The 15,695-nt window shown below is 44.7% G+C and carries 10 protein-coding genes and 1 tRNA gene; 9 read left to right on the top strand and 2 right to left on the bottom strand.

The genetic code is table 11. From position 1 onward, the window contains the following. The first annotated feature begins 204 nt into the window (after positions 1-204). A tRNA-Arg gene (locus F0229_RS01580) sits at positions 205-281 on the top strand. A gap of 269 nt (positions 282-550) precedes the next feature. After that, complete coding sequence (gene aroC / locus F0229_RS01575) at positions 551-1,636, top strand: chorismate synthase (RefSeq protein WP_017062360.1); 1,086 nt, start codon at positions 551-553, stop codon at positions 1,634-1,636. 150 nt (positions 1,637-1,786) lie between these two features. Here the strand turns inward: aroC and F0229_RS01570 are convergent, their stop codons facing one another. Next, the gene (locus tag F0229_RS01570) at positions 1,787-2,410 is read right to left on the bottom strand and encodes a trimeric intracellular cation channel family protein (RefSeq protein ID WP_017062358.1); all 624 of its coding nucleotides are present in this window, start codon (positions 2,408-2,410) and stop codon (positions 1,787-1,789) included. 298 nt (positions 2,411-2,708) lie between these two features. On the opposite strand from F0229_RS01570, the gene F0229_RS01565 reads away from it, so the two are divergent. From F0229_RS01565 to F0229_RS01555, 3 genes are all read left to right on the top strand, one after another. Beyond that, positions 2,709-3,239, top strand: a complete 531-nt coding sequence (locus tag F0229_RS01565; protein ID WP_017063424.1) for an elongation factor P hydroxylase — start codon at positions 2,709-2,711, stop codon at positions 3,237-3,239. A gap of 9 nt (positions 3,240-3,248) precedes the next feature. Continuing rightward, positions 3,249-3,512, top strand: coding sequence for a YfcL family protein (locus F0229_RS01560; protein ID WP_017063425.1), 264 nt, complete (start codon positions 3,249-3,251; stop codon positions 3,510-3,512). A gap of 176 nt (positions 3,513-3,688) precedes the next feature. After that, positions 3,689-4,210, top strand: coding sequence for an NADPH-dependent FMN reductase (locus F0229_RS01555; protein WP_171732097.1), 522 nt, complete (start codon positions 3,689-3,691; stop codon positions 4,208-4,210). A 145-nt stretch (positions 4,211-4,355) separates the two neighbouring features. Here the strand turns inward: F0229_RS01555 and mnmC are convergent, their stop codons facing one another. Continuing rightward, the gene (gene mnmC / locus F0229_RS01550; RefSeq protein WP_171732096.1) at positions 4,356-6,506 is read right to left on the bottom strand and encodes a bifunctional tRNA (5-methylaminomethyl-2-thiouridine)(34)-methyltransferase MnmD/FAD-dependent 5-carboxymethylaminomethyl-2-thiouridine(34) oxidoreductase MnmC; all 2,151 of its coding nucleotides are present in this window, start codon (positions 6,504-6,506) and stop codon (positions 4,356-4,358) included. Between the two features lie 56 nt (positions 6,507-6,562). On the opposite strand from mnmC, the gene fabB reads away from it, so the two are divergent. The 4 genes from fabB to F0229_RS01530 all read left to right on the top strand — a co-directional run bounded on the left by fabB (position 6,563) and on the right by F0229_RS01530 (position 15,510). Further along, positions 6,563-7,789 (top strand): beta-ketoacyl-ACP synthase I, encoded by a 1,227-nt coding sequence (gene fabB / locus F0229_RS01545; RefSeq protein WP_017070308.1) that lies wholly within the window; start codon positions 6,563-6,565, stop codon positions 7,787-7,789. Positions 7,790-8,274: 485 nt separating this feature from the next. Then, on the top strand, positions 8,275-9,408 hold the full coding sequence (locus F0229_RS01540; protein ID WP_171732095.1) for a 4-phosphoerythronate dehydrogenase: 1,134 nt from the start codon (positions 8,275-8,277) through the stop codon (positions 9,406-9,408). 12 nt (positions 9,409-9,420) lie between these two features. Continuing rightward, entirely contained in the window at positions 9,421-10,434 is a 1,014-nt protein-coding gene (locus tag F0229_RS01535) for an aspartate-semialdehyde dehydrogenase (protein WP_017062350.1), read from the top strand. A gap of 207 nt (positions 10,435-10,641) precedes the next feature. Further along, the gene (locus F0229_RS01530) at positions 10,642-15,510 is read left to right on the top strand and encodes a FimV/HubP family polar landmark protein (protein ID WP_171732094.1); all 4,869 of its coding nucleotides are present in this window, start codon (positions 10,642-10,644) and stop codon (positions 15,508-15,510) included. Positions 15,511-15,695 lie beyond the last annotated feature (185 nt).

Genomic DNA, 15,695 nt, shown 5'->3' with positions numbered 1-15,695 from the left:
CTTAGTATTGATATTCAAGTTAGTGGCTGATGTTTTTGGCGCATTATTCCAGAAAATCTTTTTGATTACCATCAAGCAAACGTTTGCTTTGGTCTATTTTCCAACACTTATATGTTTGTTGGCCTTTTTTTACCCACTTAGATCAGAATGTTACATAAAGCCGTTGCTTTACTGATTCGAATTCGTATAATTCGTTCCTGTAGCGCGCCCTTAGCTCAGCTGGATAGAGCACCTCCCTTCTAAGGAGGTGGTCGAAGGTTCGAATCCTTCAGGGCGTGCCATTATTTAAAGAAACCCGATAACTCTCCGAGTTGTCGGGTTTTTTGCATTTTACACATCATAAAACACTTCTTTTCAAGCGCGACTCATTTTCTTCTGTTATTCGTTTCATTCGGCTTATGTAATAGAAAGTTAAAATTGTTCGTTTTTTGGGGTTTACATCATTTGGTAATAAAGCCACTATGAATTCACGAAGAATAGACAAGTAAAGCTATTAGCCAGTCGGTTTAGGAATCAAACCTTCTGCTCAATAGCTGATTTAGAGGAAGTAATGGCAGGAAACAGTATCGGACAACATTTCCGCGTGACCACGTTCGGAGAAAGTCACGGTATCGCACTAGGATGTATCGTAGATGGGTGCCCACCAGGATTAGAAATTACCGAAGCAGACCTTCAAAGAGATTTGGATCGTCGTCGCCCTGGTACTTCTCGCTATACAACGGCTCGTCGTGAAGCGGATGAAGTGAAAATCTTATCAGGTGTATTTGAAGGCCAAACTACGGGTACTTCTATTGGTCTATTGATTGAAAATACAGACCAACGCTCTAAAGACTATTCCGAAATTAAAGACAAGTTCCGCCCTGGCCACGCTGACTATACGTACCATCAAAAGTACGGTGTGCGTGATTACCGAGGTGGTGGTCGTTCTTCAGCTCGTGAAACTGCAATGCGTGTTGCTGCAGGTGCAATTGCGAAGAAATACCTAAAACAAGAATTTGGTGTTGAAATCCAAGCTTACCTTTCTCAAATGGGTGATATCTCAATTGATAAAGTGGATTGGAACGAGATTGAAAACAACGCTTTCTTCTGTCCAGATGCCGACAAAGTACCAGAATTTGATCAACTGATTCGTGACTTGCTAAAAGAAGGCAACTCGATCGGTGCGAAGATTCAAGTGGTTGCGACTAAAGTGCCAGTAGGCCTTGGTGAGCCAATCTTTGATCGTCTAGATGCTGACATCGCGCACGCTCTAATGAGCATTAACGCTGTGAAAGGTGTTGAGATTGGTGATGGCTTCGATGTTGTTAATCAACGCGGTAGTGAACACCGTGACCCATTAACTCCAGAAGGTTTCAGCAGCAATCATGCTGGCGGTATCTTAGGTGGTATCTCTACTGGTCAAGATATTGTGGCAAGCATTGCGCTTAAACCAACATCAAGCATCACTGTACCTGGTGACACAATCACGAAAGATGGTGAAGCAACGCAGTTAATCACGAAAGGTCGTCACGATCCATGTGTTGGCATCCGTGCGGTACCTATTGCAGAAGCAATGCTGGCTATCGTGCTGCTTGACCACTTGCTACGTCATCGTGGTCAAAACTTTGGTGTGACAACTGAAACACCACAAATCTAATTCTGCTTCTTTTTATTTAGAATAGAATTGGTAGAAACAAAAAAGGGTTGCTTCGTAATGAAGTAACCCTTTTTCACATTAGCAGGATTATTCGTCCGGTTAGCGACTATCGTCATTAAAGACAGCTAGCAGCTTAAGGCTCTTAATCCATTAATGCACTGAACTTTCAGGATCAAGCTGGAACGAAGGCAAACTCCATTTGAATCTTACAGCCGCCATGCGCAGCAAGTAACCAACTACAAGCGTCACAATTGTCGCCGTGACGTCGTTGATGCCAAGCTCAAGCAAACCTAGGTACAAACCTGAAGCGACAAGTGCGACAGAGGCATACAGCTCTTCATGTAACACCAATGGTGTTTGACGACAGATAAGGTCACGTAACAAACCACCAAAGACACCTGTCACTAATGCCGATACCATGCAAATCATCGGGTGCAGACCCATGGTCATCGCTACTTTGGTACCAATGATACTGAATACGATTAGGCCTAAGGCATCCAAGCGAATAAACAAACCTTTTAGCTTGATAACCCATTTCGCCAACCCGGTTGTAATAACACCTGCTATACAGGTGATGGCCAGATACTGAGGGTTTTCAACCCAACCTAAAGGGTAATGGCCAAGTAAGATATCGCGTACTGTACCGCCGCCAATTGCCGTTGCGCTCGCAACCAACATTACACCAAACCAATCCATTTTTTGTTTGCCTGCACTGAGAGCGCCGGTCATGGCTTCTGCCGTGATGCCAATGATATACAAAACACTTAGTAGCATTGCTGTAGCTCTATAATTTAGGTCTATAAACTCGAGTCTTATAGGCCTTAGGGATATAAAATGAAGCGCGAGTGTAGTAGTAAAAATGCTTGTTGACGAATGAATATTTGTACCGTGAATGGGCGTTTCAGATTAGCTAAACTAATCATTCACCTTAAAGTGGTGTAATCTGGGAATGGCAATCGATTGTCACTGCAAAGTATAATGGCGAACCCGATGTCATTACGCTTGATAGGGCTTTACCGAGCGCTGAAAAAAAAGCAAAATGCCCCAGTTATTTTTACTTAAATTTGATTTTATGACACACCAATACTCAGACATTATCGATATCTTCAATCAGACCTTTTTTGAAAGCTTTAATACCAAACTAGAGCTAGGGGCTGATGAGCCGATCTATTTGCCTGCTGATGATACTATCCCACACCATCGAATCGTGTTCGCACGTGGCTTTTACGCCTCTGCACTCCATGAGATCGCACACTGGTGCGTTGCTGGGCCTGAGCGTCGTTTACTGGAAGATTTTGGCTATTGGTATGAACCTGACGGTCGAACGGAATCGGTTCAAGCTGAGTTTGAAAAAGTAGAAATTCGCCCACAAGCGTATGAATGGATCATTGCGATGAGCGCAGGCTTTCCTTTTAATGTCAGCTGTGACAATCTACACGGCGATTTTGAGCCAGATCGTTTGGCCTTTATGAATAAAGTACATAGCGAAGTTATGGGTATCTTTGAAGTAGGCTTTCCGCCTCGCGTGAAAATGCTCTCTGAAGCATTACGCAGCTTCTACGATGTAGAACCTTTATGTGCTAGCCAATTTATTGTGAAATAAGAGAATATTATGATTATCGAATTTGAAGAAAAACTACTTGAAGTAATTGATGCTCGCATTGAAAACGCATCAGACGATGAACTGTTTGCTGGTGGTTACTTACGTGGTCATATTTCTCTTTCAGTGGCTTCATGTGAAGAAGAAGGCATTGAAGATGTGGCTGAAGTAAAAGCTCGTATTGAACAGAGCCTAGACGACGCTCGCTCTGAACTAACACCAGCAGACCGCACTATCGTTAATGACCTTTGGGTTGAGCTACAAAACCAAGCTTAATCTCGATGTATTAATACTATCCGCTCAGTCCCTTCCTTTCCCATTTTGCTGAGCGAACTGGTTTATTTGAGACTCGTTCGAAATTTTTGAATGAGTCCGTTCATTTCTTGTGATGGTTACATTTTCTTACTACGTTATTCTAATCCCACTTAACGGAATTACAGAAAGGTCACATCATGAAAGTTATCGCATTTGGCGCAAGCACAAGTTCTACCTCAATCAACAAAACACTAGCAACTTACGCAGCAAACTTGATTGAAGGTGCTGAAGTAAAAGTCCTAGACATCATCGATTACAATGTTCCTATGTTCAGTGAAGACACTGAAAAAGAGATTGGCCAAGCGGAAGGTGCTCAAGCATTCTTGCGCGACCTAGCTGAAGCTGATGCGTTTGTTATCTCGTTCGCAGAACACAATGGTCACTACCCAGCTGCGTATAAAAACCTATTTGATTGGGCGACACGCATTGAGCGTTCAGTATTTGGCGAGAAGCCGGCGGTTTACCTAGCGACTTCACCAGGCCCTGGCGGCGCACAAACGGTACTTGGCGCAGCGACAGGTTCTGCACCTTACTTCGGTGGAAACGTGCAAGCGTCAGTTTCAGTACCAAGCTTCTACGATAACTTTGATTTTGAATCTGGTTCTATCAGCAACGAAGAGATCGTTCTACAGATTAAAGACGCGGTTGCTAAGCTGTAAATACAGCTTCGTTTAGAACATCAGTTTAGAGCAACACGAATAACAAAAAGCCCGAGCGACACAATGAACTCGGGCTTTTTAGCTTTTAACTTATTAGTTTCAGATATTCAGAAATTTCAGATGTTCAAAATAGCTGAACTAGAAACTACGGCTTTGATTTAGAATGCTTGTCAGCAACCCATCCAGCCGTTAATGCCTTACCTTTACGCAGTCTGCGTACCCACATTCGACTTGGGTGAATCGCCTCAAGCACATCAACAGGCAAGGGCAGCGGGTCGCCACAGATCTGTGATGCTAATACTTCAGCCAATAATGGTGCAGAGCTCAAACCACGTGAACCCAGTCCGATAAAGCAATAAAGGTTAGGGAAGCTTGTTACCGTTTCTACATCCTCAACCGAGTCACGCTGCGGGTTGAAGTTGTGGAGATCTTGGTACTGCTCCTTAATGGCTTCAAAGTCACCAACGTTTCCGACAAACGGAAGGTGGTCACGGCTTACGCTTCGGATACCTTGGCGCGCTAAGTTGTCACTGGTATCGACATCTTTTGTCCATGCTTGGTCTGGTAGTGACCCATGTAGGCGCTCGCCATTGTGCTGCTGAACCTCAATATCAAATTCTTGGTCGATATTGGTTTTGTCGTAGTTCGCACCAATACAGTGATGACCATTGTTGGGGTTCTGTGGCGTCAAATAGCCATCAAAGCACAATACCGTTTTTAACTGGCTGAGATTCTCTGTAGTCGGGATATGACTCACTTGCCCTTTAACTGGTGTCAGAGGTACGGGGCGAGTTTGTTCAAATTGGGTGAACTTGTGTCCATTCGCGACAACCACTTGATCGTGCTTGGTTTGAATTTCACCTTGAGGTGTCTCAATCGTCAGCAACCATTGCTGCTCTGCTTCTAACCATTCAAGTTGCGTAACTTGGTGTTGATAGTGTGCGCTCACTTGGTTGGTCTCTTCTAACTTACCAATCAAACCTTGAGTAAGCTGAAGAGGGCTTAGCCACCCACCCAGTGGAAAGTAAACACTCTCTTTATCGACTGGTAAACCAATCTTTTCGTTGGCTTGCTCTGGCGTTAAACGCTGAATCAAATCTGTGTGGAAATTGCCTTCCAACATGCGGTTGAGTTTTTTAGTGGAGCCTTGATCCCACATCAAAATGTTCACGCCACACCAGCTGTGATCAAATTGAACAGAGTGAGCCGCTTGATTAATAAATTGACGAGCAAACAGTAACCCTGGGCCAAACACGCGAGACACGTTCGATGTCGCTTCACTCAATAACGGGTAAATCGCACCTTGATTATTGCCAGAGGCATTACCCGCAGCTTGTGGGTGTTCACAATAAAGGGTGATGTTTTTACCACGACGGCTTAAGGTTTTTGTAAGTGCAGCACTGGCTACACCACCACCAATAATAGCTATGTCTTGTGAATCATTGTGTTGAGCGAGGCCATACCAAGGTTTGATATTGGTGTGAGCGTGCTTTTCGCCAAGTCGGCCTGCAATCATTTCTCGCTTAGTACCAAAGCCTTTGACTTTTTTCATCGCAAAGCCAGCTTCGATTAAACCACGGCGAACAAAACCCGCGGCGGTGAAAGTGGCGCAGCTACAATCTTGTTTTGCCAGTTTAGCCATGCCGTTGAATAGGTTTTGATTCCACATCTCTGGGTTCTTACTTGGCGCAAAACCGTCTAAGAACCATGCATCGACCAAACCTTCATGCGGGGTCGGCACGTTTGGCATACAATCTTTAATATCACCAAACCACAAATCAAGCGTGATCGCACCATCACCGAGCACAATACGGTGACATTCAGGCAGGGCGATAGGGTAGTGTTCTTGGAGTTGTGTCGCATACTCCGCTAATTCTGGCCACGATTGGTGCGCTTTGATGAGATCCTCTTTATTGAGAGGATATTTTTCAAAACTGATGAAATGTAACTCTTTGGTCATCGCTTGTGGGTTATCTTTAATAAAAGCATCGAACCATTGCCAGACTGCGAGAAAGTTCAAACCTGTACCAAAACCGGTTTCAGCTATCACAAAACGGCGTTGTTGATGTTCAACCCAACGCTCTGGAAGGTGGTTTTGTTTTAAAAAGACGTAGCGAGTTTCTTCTAAACCGTTAACATTAGAGAAGTAAACGTCGTCAAATTGGTCTGAAACTGGCGTGCCAGACTCATTCCATTCCAGTTCTGCATTAGTAATTGAAGTCATAAAATCTATCATTTTGTGATTTGAAGCGATATGTTGGTAGGGATTGTACGAATTTCTAGGAAAGCTGACCACTTTTGTTAGGCTTCTTAGTTATCATCTAGCTGAATTTAGAATTATAGGAATGTCACATGAAACGAGTCGTAATCACCGGTATGGGTATTGTTTCAAGTATCGGTAACAACGTCGAAGAAGTTTTAGCATCACTGAAAGAGGGTAAATCTGGTATTACCGCTTCAGAGCAGTTCAAGGAAAATGGCTTGCGCTCTCAAGTATGGGGTAACCTAAAAATGAACCCTGCTGACCATATCGATCGCAAAAAAATGCGCTTTATGGGTGATGCAGCGGCATTCGCTTATCTTTCAATGGAGCAAGCAATTGCTGATTCTGGCTTAACTGAAGATCAAGTATCTAATGACCGCACGGGTATCGTTGCGGGTTCAGGTGGTGCTTCATCTCTAAACCAAGTAAACGCGGTAGACATCATCCGTGAGAAAGGCGTGAAGCGCGTTGGTCCATACATGGTTCCACGTACAATGGCTTCTACGGTTTCTGCTTGTCTAGCAACTCCTTTCAAAATCCGTGGTGTGAACTACTCTATGAGCTCTGCATGTGCGACATCTGCACACTGTATTGGTCACGCAATGGAGCTTATCCAACTTGGTAAGCAAGACGTTGTATTCGCTGGTGGCGGTGAAGAACTGGATTGGTCTCTGACTATGATGTTCGACGCAATGGGCGCACTTTCTACTAAGTACAACGACACTCCAGAATTGGCTTCTCGTACCTACGATGCTGACCGTGACGGTTTCGTTATCTCTGGTGGCGGCGGCATGCTAGTTATTGAAGAGCTTGAGCACGCTGTTGCTCGTGGCGCAAAAATCTACGGTGAAATCGTAGGCTACGGCGCAACTTCAGATGGCTACGACATGGTTGCTCCTTCTGGTGAAGGTGCGGTTCGTTGTATGAAGATGGCGATGCAAAACGTTGATGGCGTTGATTACGTGAACACTCACGGTACTTCAACTCCAGTTGGCGACGTTAAAGAGCTAGGCGCTATCCAAGAAGTTTTCTCTCAAGGCAATGGCGGTGGCAACAGCCCAGCAATTTCTGCAACTAAAGCGATGACAGGTCACGCTCTAGGTGCTGCTGGCGTACACGAAGCTATTTACTCAACGCTAATGCTAGATAACGGCTTTATCGCTCCAAGCATTAACGTTTCGAACCTAGACGAAGCTGCTGCTGGCCTAGACATCGTAACTGAAGCTCGTGATCAAGAGCTAACTACAGTTATGTCTAACAGTTTTGGTTTCGGCGGTACGAACGCAACGCTAGTAATCAAAAAGTACCAAGCTTAACTTAAGCTTGAGTTACAGAGACAAGGTTAATCGTTAAAGGGTTGCGCTAGTGCCGATTCAACACGCACAGGTCACCCAGTAATAATGACCATCAGAACAAAGTTTTTAGACGCAGGTTGGTAAACGTGTTTTTTGAACATAGTTTTTAAATCTGGGTTTAGAGATTGAAAGGTTTCCAGAGCTTGACCAGTACTGACTTTGGTTAGTACTGGTTGAACAGACGCAAGACTCTGTCTCCTGGAGAGCGAGATAGGATCCTTTTGTTCTGGATGTTTGCCCGATTGTTTATTCAATCGGGCATTTTTCGTTTTAGCCGTTTGATCTTGGGTGTTCACTCTGGTTTCGGTTCTTGTCTGCCAAGGTTAGGTGATTCAGCCCTTTATTTATAATGTATTCCAATTGCTACTCGACACCGTGTGTGGAATTTTGCACAATCATTTCAATTCACATTTAGGTCGATAGACCCCAACAAAAGTACTCGCCAAATGAAAATCTTAATCGACGAAAATATGCCTTACGCTGAAGCGCTTTTTAGCCAGCTAGGGGAAGTGACAATGAAGTCTGGTCGCACATTAACAGCTGACGACCTAGTTGACGTAGACGCATTGATGATTCGCTCTGTCACCAAGGTGAATGAGTCATTGATTAGCAAAGCCAATAAGCTAAAGTTTGTCGGCACTGCGACGGCAGGTATGGACCATGTCGACCAAGCATTGATGAAAGAGCGTGGCATTTTCTTTACTGCAGCGCCTGGCTGTAACAAGGTGGGTGTCGCTGAGTATGCCTTCAGCGCAATGATGGTACTTGCGCAGCAACAAGGCTTCTCTGTATTCGATAAAACGGTCGGTATTATCGGTTGTGGTCAGGTAGGTAGCTACTTAGCGAAGTGCCTTGAAGGTATTGGTATCAAAGTTCTGCTGAACGACCCTCTAAAACAACAAGAGGGTGATACTCGTGAGTTTACTGAATTAGAGACACTGCTTGAACAATCAGACGTTATTACATTACACACGCCAATCACTAAGACGGGTGAGTATCCAACGCATCACTTGATCAGTGAGCAAGTGCTGAACAACTTACGTGCTGATCAAATCCTGATTAATGCAGCTCGCGGTCCTGTGGTTGATAACCAAGCGCTAAAAGCTCGCCTGCAAAAAGCCGATGGTTTCACTGCAGTGCTTGATGTGTTTGAGTTTGAACCTGAAGTCGACTTTGAGCTTCTTCCGTTACTCGCTTTTGCAACGCCTCACGTAGCGGGCTACGGTTTAGAAGGTAAAGCGCGTGGTACCACGATGATCTTCAACAGTTATTGTGAATTTTTAGGTACTGAACAGCGTGCGTATGCAAGCGACTTATTGCCGACAGCGCCTGTACCTCAAATGAAATTAGATAGAGCTTGGGATGAAGCAACACTGCACAATTTGACTCAGTTGATCTATGATGTGCGCAAAGACGACGCCTTATTCCGTCGCAATATCGTTACGCCGGGTTCTTTTGACAAGATGCGTAAAGAATATTGGGACCGCAGAGAGTACAGTGCAGTCGAGTTAACGGGCGACGAATCTTGTAATTTAACGCCGTTATCTAAACTCGGTTTTATGGTAAAGCCAACTTTATAAAAGAGAGAAACAATGAGCCAAGAATTTAATATTGCTATTTTAGGTGCGACTGGTGCGGTTGGTGAAACCATTCTTGAAGTACTTAAAGAGCGTAAATTCCCTGTCGGTGAAATGCACTTACTAGCAAGTGAACGTAGTGAAGGCAAAACTTCCCGTTTTAACGGCAAAACAATACAAGTACAAAACGTAGAAGACTTCGATTGGTCTCAAGTACATATTGCGTTTTTCTCTGCAGGTAGCGAGCTTTCAGAGCGTTGGGCTCCAATTGCGGCTGATGAAGGTGTGGTTGTCATCGATAACACATCACGCTTCCGTTACGAATACGATGTTCCTCTGGTTGTGCCTGAAGTGAACCCTGAAGCGATTGCTGAGTTCCGTAACCGTAACATCATCGCGAACCCTAACTGCTCGACTATCCAAATGGTAGTAGCGCTAAAACCAATTCACGATGAAGTGGGCCTTGAGCGTATTAACGTTTCAACTTACCAATCTGTGTCTGGTGCGGGTAAGCCAGGTATCGATGAGCTAGCGGGTCAAACGGCTAAGCTTCTTAACGGTATGCCAGCTGAAAACTCAGCGTTCTCACAACAAATCGCTTTCAACTGTATTCCTCAAATCGATGAATTTACAGAGAACGGCTACACGCGTGAAGAGATGAAGATGGTTTGGGAAACTCAAAAAATCTTTGCTGACTCTTCAATCACAGTGAACCCGACTTGTGTCCGCGTACCAGTATTTTACGGTCACGCAGAATCTCTACACATTGAAACTCGCGCACCAATCGGTGCAGAGCAAGTGGTTCAGCTTCTAGAGAACACAGAAGGTGTTGAAGTATTCCAAGCGCTAGACTTCCCAACTCAAGTTCGTGATGCAGGTGGTAAAGACCACGTAATGGTTGGTCGTATTCGTAACGACATCAGCCATCACAGTGGCGTAAACATGTGGGTTGTCGCTGATAACGTTCGTAAAGGCGCAGCAACAAACGCAGTTCAAATCGCTGAAGTTCTGATTCGCGATTACTTCTAAGCTTTATTGCTTTGATAAAAAAGCCTCACTCTTTAGTGGGGCTTTTTTAATCGATTAAAAATATTGTTAGTCAAATTGTGTGAAATTGCTGCGAATATTGTTGCTGCAACACATTTTTTGTTTTCATCTCTATAGTTTTACGTCATTTATCCGATATATTTAATAGATCATCACTTTTCCGAATTTAAGCACCTAGCTGAGCCTTTTATGTTTCAAATTTTCAAGCCGTGGTTAATGCCTTTTGCCTTTATCATTGCGACTCAGATTTCCGTTGTTCGTGCAGATTCCATTCGAGTTGTAGGGCCTAATGGCCAGATACAATCAGCGCCTACGTTTTCAGAACCACTTCAAAGAGCGCAATCAAATAGCGCTGAGCCTTCACGTTTCTATGGTCCAACTCGCGGCTCAGAAACATTGTGGTCTATTGCCTCAAAGTTACGCCCTGATAACTCCGTTTCAGTCCAACAAACTCTGTTGGCTATTTATCGCTTAAACCCACAAGCGTTTGAAAACCAGAATATCCATAGCCTGCTGCCTGCGAGCAATCTACGCGTGCCTTCTTTAGAGCAAGCACGTGCAAGCTCGACGCAGCAAGCTATCAACATCATGAACTCACATCTTGCTAAGCTTGATGCTCCTGCAAGTAAGCCTGTCGCTTCAAAACCCAAAGCGCCGAGTTCTGATGCAAAAAATGTTACTCCTGCTAAGCAAGTAAGCACTACTGAAACTGCTAAAAAGCCATTGTCTCCAACTCAATCATCTCTAGCTCAATCTGCACCAACCCAAGAGATGAACAAGTTAGAGAAGCAGCTAGAGCTTTCAGAAACTGAACTGCTGTCACTTGAAGAGAAAAATCACCAACTTCGTTTGATGTTATCGAATGTTCAATCGGAAGTGGATGAGCTAAAAACAGAGCTCAGTGATGAAGACCGCATTCGTAGCGAAGTGGAAAAGCTGCTTGATGAAGAGCGCAGAAAGAACGCCGAAATTGAAAAGATGGCACCAAGTGTCATGGATGAACTGTTATCGAATGGTTGGTTAGTGGCGGCTCTTGCGATTATTCCAGGTCTGCTCATTGGTTTGATCGTTGTGATGCTGTTAGGCCGTCGTTCTAAAAATGATGAGCAACAGCAGACGACTCAAGAACAACCGCTCCAGCCAGAACCAAGTACCGTTGCACCTATTACATTGGGCGACGAGATGGACGACCTTAACGAGCTGTCTTTAGATGATGACTTGTTTGGTACGGAAGATGACGCCAACAAGCTGTTTGACGATCAAGCGCTAGCCGAAGAGGATGATGTCTTTGCTGGTTTAGATGAATCTGATCTCGATTTCAATCTAGATGGTGAAGACGATGACCCGTTTGCTAGCATTGGCGAAAACGGTGATTTAGACACCAACTTCGACGATCTAGATTTAGACAGCAGCAACGGCATTAGTGTTAATGGCGAAGAGAAAGCGCTTGGCCTTGAAGAGATGGAACGTGCGCTAGACAAAACAGCGGAAAGCGCCGTCGATACTGATGATGTCGACTTTGATCTTTCTGATGATAACGCAATGTCTGCTGATGACATTGAAGCTTTACTATCTCAAGAGTCTGAAACTGAAGATCTCGGTTCCAACGAGCTAGACCAATCTTTATTAGATGATCTGTTTGCTCTTGATGACGAAGATGACGACAGCTTCGATATTGATGCTCTGATTTCGGAAGAGCAAAGTGATTCGCCTTCTAGCACTGAAACACCAGCAAGCGATGATTTTGACATCGATGCGCTTATCTCTGAGCAACAAAGTGAGACTAAGCCTGTTGATTTGAGCAATGACGATTTTGATATTGATGCTCTAATCTCTGAACAACAGTCCCCTGAGCCAGCTTCACCGACAGCGAATGATGATATTGATGACATCTTTGCCCAAGTTGCTGCTCAGAACGATCAAGCGAATGACCCTTTCAACCTCGATAGCGACGATGAGATTGCCACTAACCTAAACAGTGGTTTGGCGTCTGATGATGATATCGAAAACATTCTGTCTCAGTTCGATAAGCCCATCGTAAATGAAGAACCTCAAGACAGCGTTGATCTGCTTGATGAGCAACTGGCAGGCGATGACGTAGACCTAAGTAACTCGACAGACCTTCTTGATGAGATGCTAGGGGACGATTCGGATGATGAGTCTGAAAGCGAACCTCTTGGCTTTGATTCTCTGTCTGAGCTTGAAGAGCTTTCTGGTTTATCGACCGATGATGACCTCAACATCGCAGAAGACAGCACGGAAACCTTGGATGAATTAATAGGTGACTCTGACGAGGATGATTTCGAACTCGACGCCGAAAGTACCGACTTATTGGATGATTTCCTTGATAGTGAATTGTCAGATGATGAGCTTTTAGCGGATGCATCAAAATCAGAATCTCTAGACCCATTTGATGACTTACTGACAAGTGGCATTGAAGACGAGCTTGAATCTGAAGATAAGACGTTTGATAAAGAGTTAGACGCAGCCTTTGGTTTGGACAACGCCAATGAGGAGCCTGAAAAGGACTCAGACGTTGAGCTTACTCCGTTAACCTCTGAAGGTGAGCCTGAGCAAGATCCGGACATTAGTGAAACACCACAACCTGAAGTCGTTACTGATGAATCGTTAGATTCTGAAATGACTCAAGAAAGTTCTGACATTAAGCCAGAAAATGATGAAGCCTTTAATCGTGATGGTTTTATCGATGATTTGTTCGGTGTCGCACCGGCAACGGATGCTTTGCTTGATGACTCGCTAGAAACAACAGACGAAGCGTTGATTGATGAGTTAATGACTTCTGATGACAATGATTTGTTGCCAGCAATAGAAGAGCCTGTTGAACCATCAATTGACAATACGGTTGAACCAGAGCAAGCGTCTCTTTTAGACAGCGACGAAGTATCAGCGCAAGAAACCGCATCATCGGTTGAAGATGATGAACTGGATATCGACTCGCTGTTATCTGAGAATTCTGATTTTGACAAACCAGATTTTGAAGAGCGAGTTAAAGAAGAAACCGCACAACAAGAACCAGAGCCGAAAGAAGCCGACGTACAAGAGCAAGCTTCGCCATCGTCTTTGAACGATATCTCTGAAGATGAAGAAGAAACGGTTGAAGACTGGTTAGCTGAAGCCATCGACGATGTAGAGTCGCCAGCGAACATTGACTCTGATTTTGACTTTGAACCGAAAATCCAAGGTAGCGATCAGCTTGAAGATGTCGTTGAATCCTTGCCAGAGCCAGAGCCAGAGCCAGAGCCAGAGCCAGAGCCAGAGCCAGAGCCAGAGCCAGAGCCAGAGCCAGAGCCAGAGCCAGAGCCAGTTCGTGCTGCAAACATGCCAGAGATCATTCCAAATGAATTTGGTGTGCCAGAAGACGATGATTGGCTGATTGAAGATGAGGCGTCTGAACCAGAAGCATTAGCGGAAACTGACGTAACACCAGAGCTAGTGACACCTGTCGCTGAACCGAAAGTTGAAGCTACACCACAAGCGGAAGTAGCAGAACAAGCTGAAGTTCTAGGACAAGAAGGCGAAGAAGAATTCTCGTTTGATGACTTCGAATTGCCAGAGTTTAATGAAGAAGATGCACTAGCGGAAGCTGATGCTGAATCAACACCAGAACCAGTAACGCCAACTATTGATGCTCAACCAAGTGTTGAGCCTCAAACTGAAGCCCAAGTTATAGCTCAGGCGCAAGACGACGAAGAGTTTTCGTTTGATGATTTCGACTTACCAGAGTTTAGTGAAGAAGACGCACTAGCGGAAGCTGATGCTGAATCAACAACAGAGCCAGCAACGCCTGCTATAGACTCTCAATCAAGTGTTGAATCGCAACCTACCGCTGAGCCTCAGTTAGATGCTGCACCACAAGTTGAAACTGCGAAACCAGAAAGCGAAGAAGAATTCTCGCTTGATGACTTCGAACTACCAGAGTTTGGTGAAGACGATGCGTTAGCGGAAGTGGTGAGTGAACCAGATGAAGCACAGTTAGAGCAAGACTTAGCGCCTGACACAGAGAAGTTCGAGTTCGATGACCTTGATCTTCCGGAGTACGATGAAGAAAGCGCAAAAGCAGACTCTGTTTTAGATGATATTGAGCAAAGCAATGCCGAGCCGGTGGCGGAAGATGAAGGCGTAGAGTTCGATGAGTTTGATTTACCGGAATATGGTGAAGATGAAGCCATCTCTGATGCGTTTGCTGATAAGCCAACACCACTGACTTCTTTCAGCCCACAAGGCGAAGAGCAAGATGCGTTGCATGATCTGTTCTCAAATCCGCAGAGCTATAGTCAGGCTGATGATTTCTCGAATGCTGAAGACTCTGAACCGGCTGGTTTTGCACAGCCAGAAGAATCACTGAGCGCGGCTTCAGAGCCAAACTCAACGCCTGCAGCGGTTCAAGACGAGCCACTAGAAGGCTTTGATGACTTTGATGAGACAGCATTAGCTGAGTTGCTTTCTGAAGATGTTCAAGACTCTGTCGACAACATGTTCGATAAGCCATTGGACGCAACTTCGATTGATAGCGCAGGGTTAGATATTGACGCCATGCTTGAAGTCGGCGGCGAAGACTGGAAAGGCTTTAACCTAGCGCCAGAACAACAATCGAGCATGCATAATGATGTGCCTGATGACCAACAAGAGATTTGGGCATCGGCTGAACAGCAAGCTGAACCGAAAATCAAAGAAGAGAATTGGGCTGAACAAGACAATCTAACCGAATCAGGCAACAGTCGTGATAAGCAGTACATGACGATTGATGAGCTAATGGCTCAAGTCGAGCAAGAAGGTGAAGAAGTCATTAATCCAGACGATGAAGAGCTTAAACTGGATGTGGGTCTTAACGAATTCCCTGATGTTATCGGTGATATTGGCAATTATGATGTCGACAGCAATGCAGAAGCTGCGGGTAAGCTTGATTTGGCCAAAATCTACATCGAGATGAGTGACTCGCAAGGGGCAATTAAGCTTCTAGAAGAGGCAATCGTTGACGGCAGCGATGATATTCGTCGAGAGGCAAAAAATCTTATCGATACGTTAAACGGTCGATAAATTTACAAATCAGAAAGGGTAGCGTTGGCTACCCTTTATTTTAAGGCGATACAGAGCGCTATCGTTTCATTTGGTTTTTCAACAGCATCGTCTCGGTCGATGCTGATTGTTTATTGAAGTTTTAGCCCCATCCTATTTGGGCTAGCACTGATTTCCGTATATACTTCTCGCCCATTTTCAAAGAG

The sequence above is a fragment of the Vibrio sp. AIC-3 genome, assembly GCF_013114515.1.
Lineage (GTDB): Bacteria > Pseudomonadota > Gammaproteobacteria > Enterobacterales > Vibrionaceae > Vibrio > Vibrio crassostreae_C.
This window is presented reverse-complemented; position numbering and strand designations above follow the sequence as displayed.

Coding starts and splice junctions, on each gene's coding strand:
- aroC (WP_017062360.1), top strand. CDS start 551: ATGGCAGGAAACAGTATCGGACAACATTTCCGCGTGACCACGTTCGGA.
- F0229_RS01570 (WP_017062358.1), bottom strand. CDS start 2,410: ATGCTACTAAGTGTTTTGTATATCATTGGCATCACGGCAGAAGCCATG.
- F0229_RS01565 (WP_017063424.1), top strand. CDS start 2,709: ATGACACACCAATACTCAGACATTATCGATATCTTCAATCAGACCTTT.
- F0229_RS01560 (WP_017063425.1), top strand. CDS start 3,249: ATGATTATCGAATTTGAAGAAAAACTACTTGAAGTAATTGATGCTCGC.
- F0229_RS01555 (WP_171732097.1), top strand. CDS start 3,689: ATGAAAGTTATCGCATTTGGCGCAAGCACAAGTTCTACCTCAATCAAC.
- fabB (WP_017070308.1), top strand. CDS start 6,563: ATGAAACGAGTCGTAATCACCGGTATGGGTATTGTTTCAAGTATCGGT.
- F0229_RS01540 (WP_171732095.1), top strand. CDS start 8,275: ATGAAAATCTTAATCGACGAAAATATGCCTTACGCTGAAGCGCTTTTT.
- F0229_RS01535 (WP_017062350.1), top strand. CDS start 9,421: ATGAGCCAAGAATTTAATATTGCTATTTTAGGTGCGACTGGTGCGGTT.
- F0229_RS01530 (WP_171732094.1), top strand. CDS start 10,642: ATGTTTCAAATTTTCAAGCCGTGGTTAATGCCTTTTGCCTTTATCATT.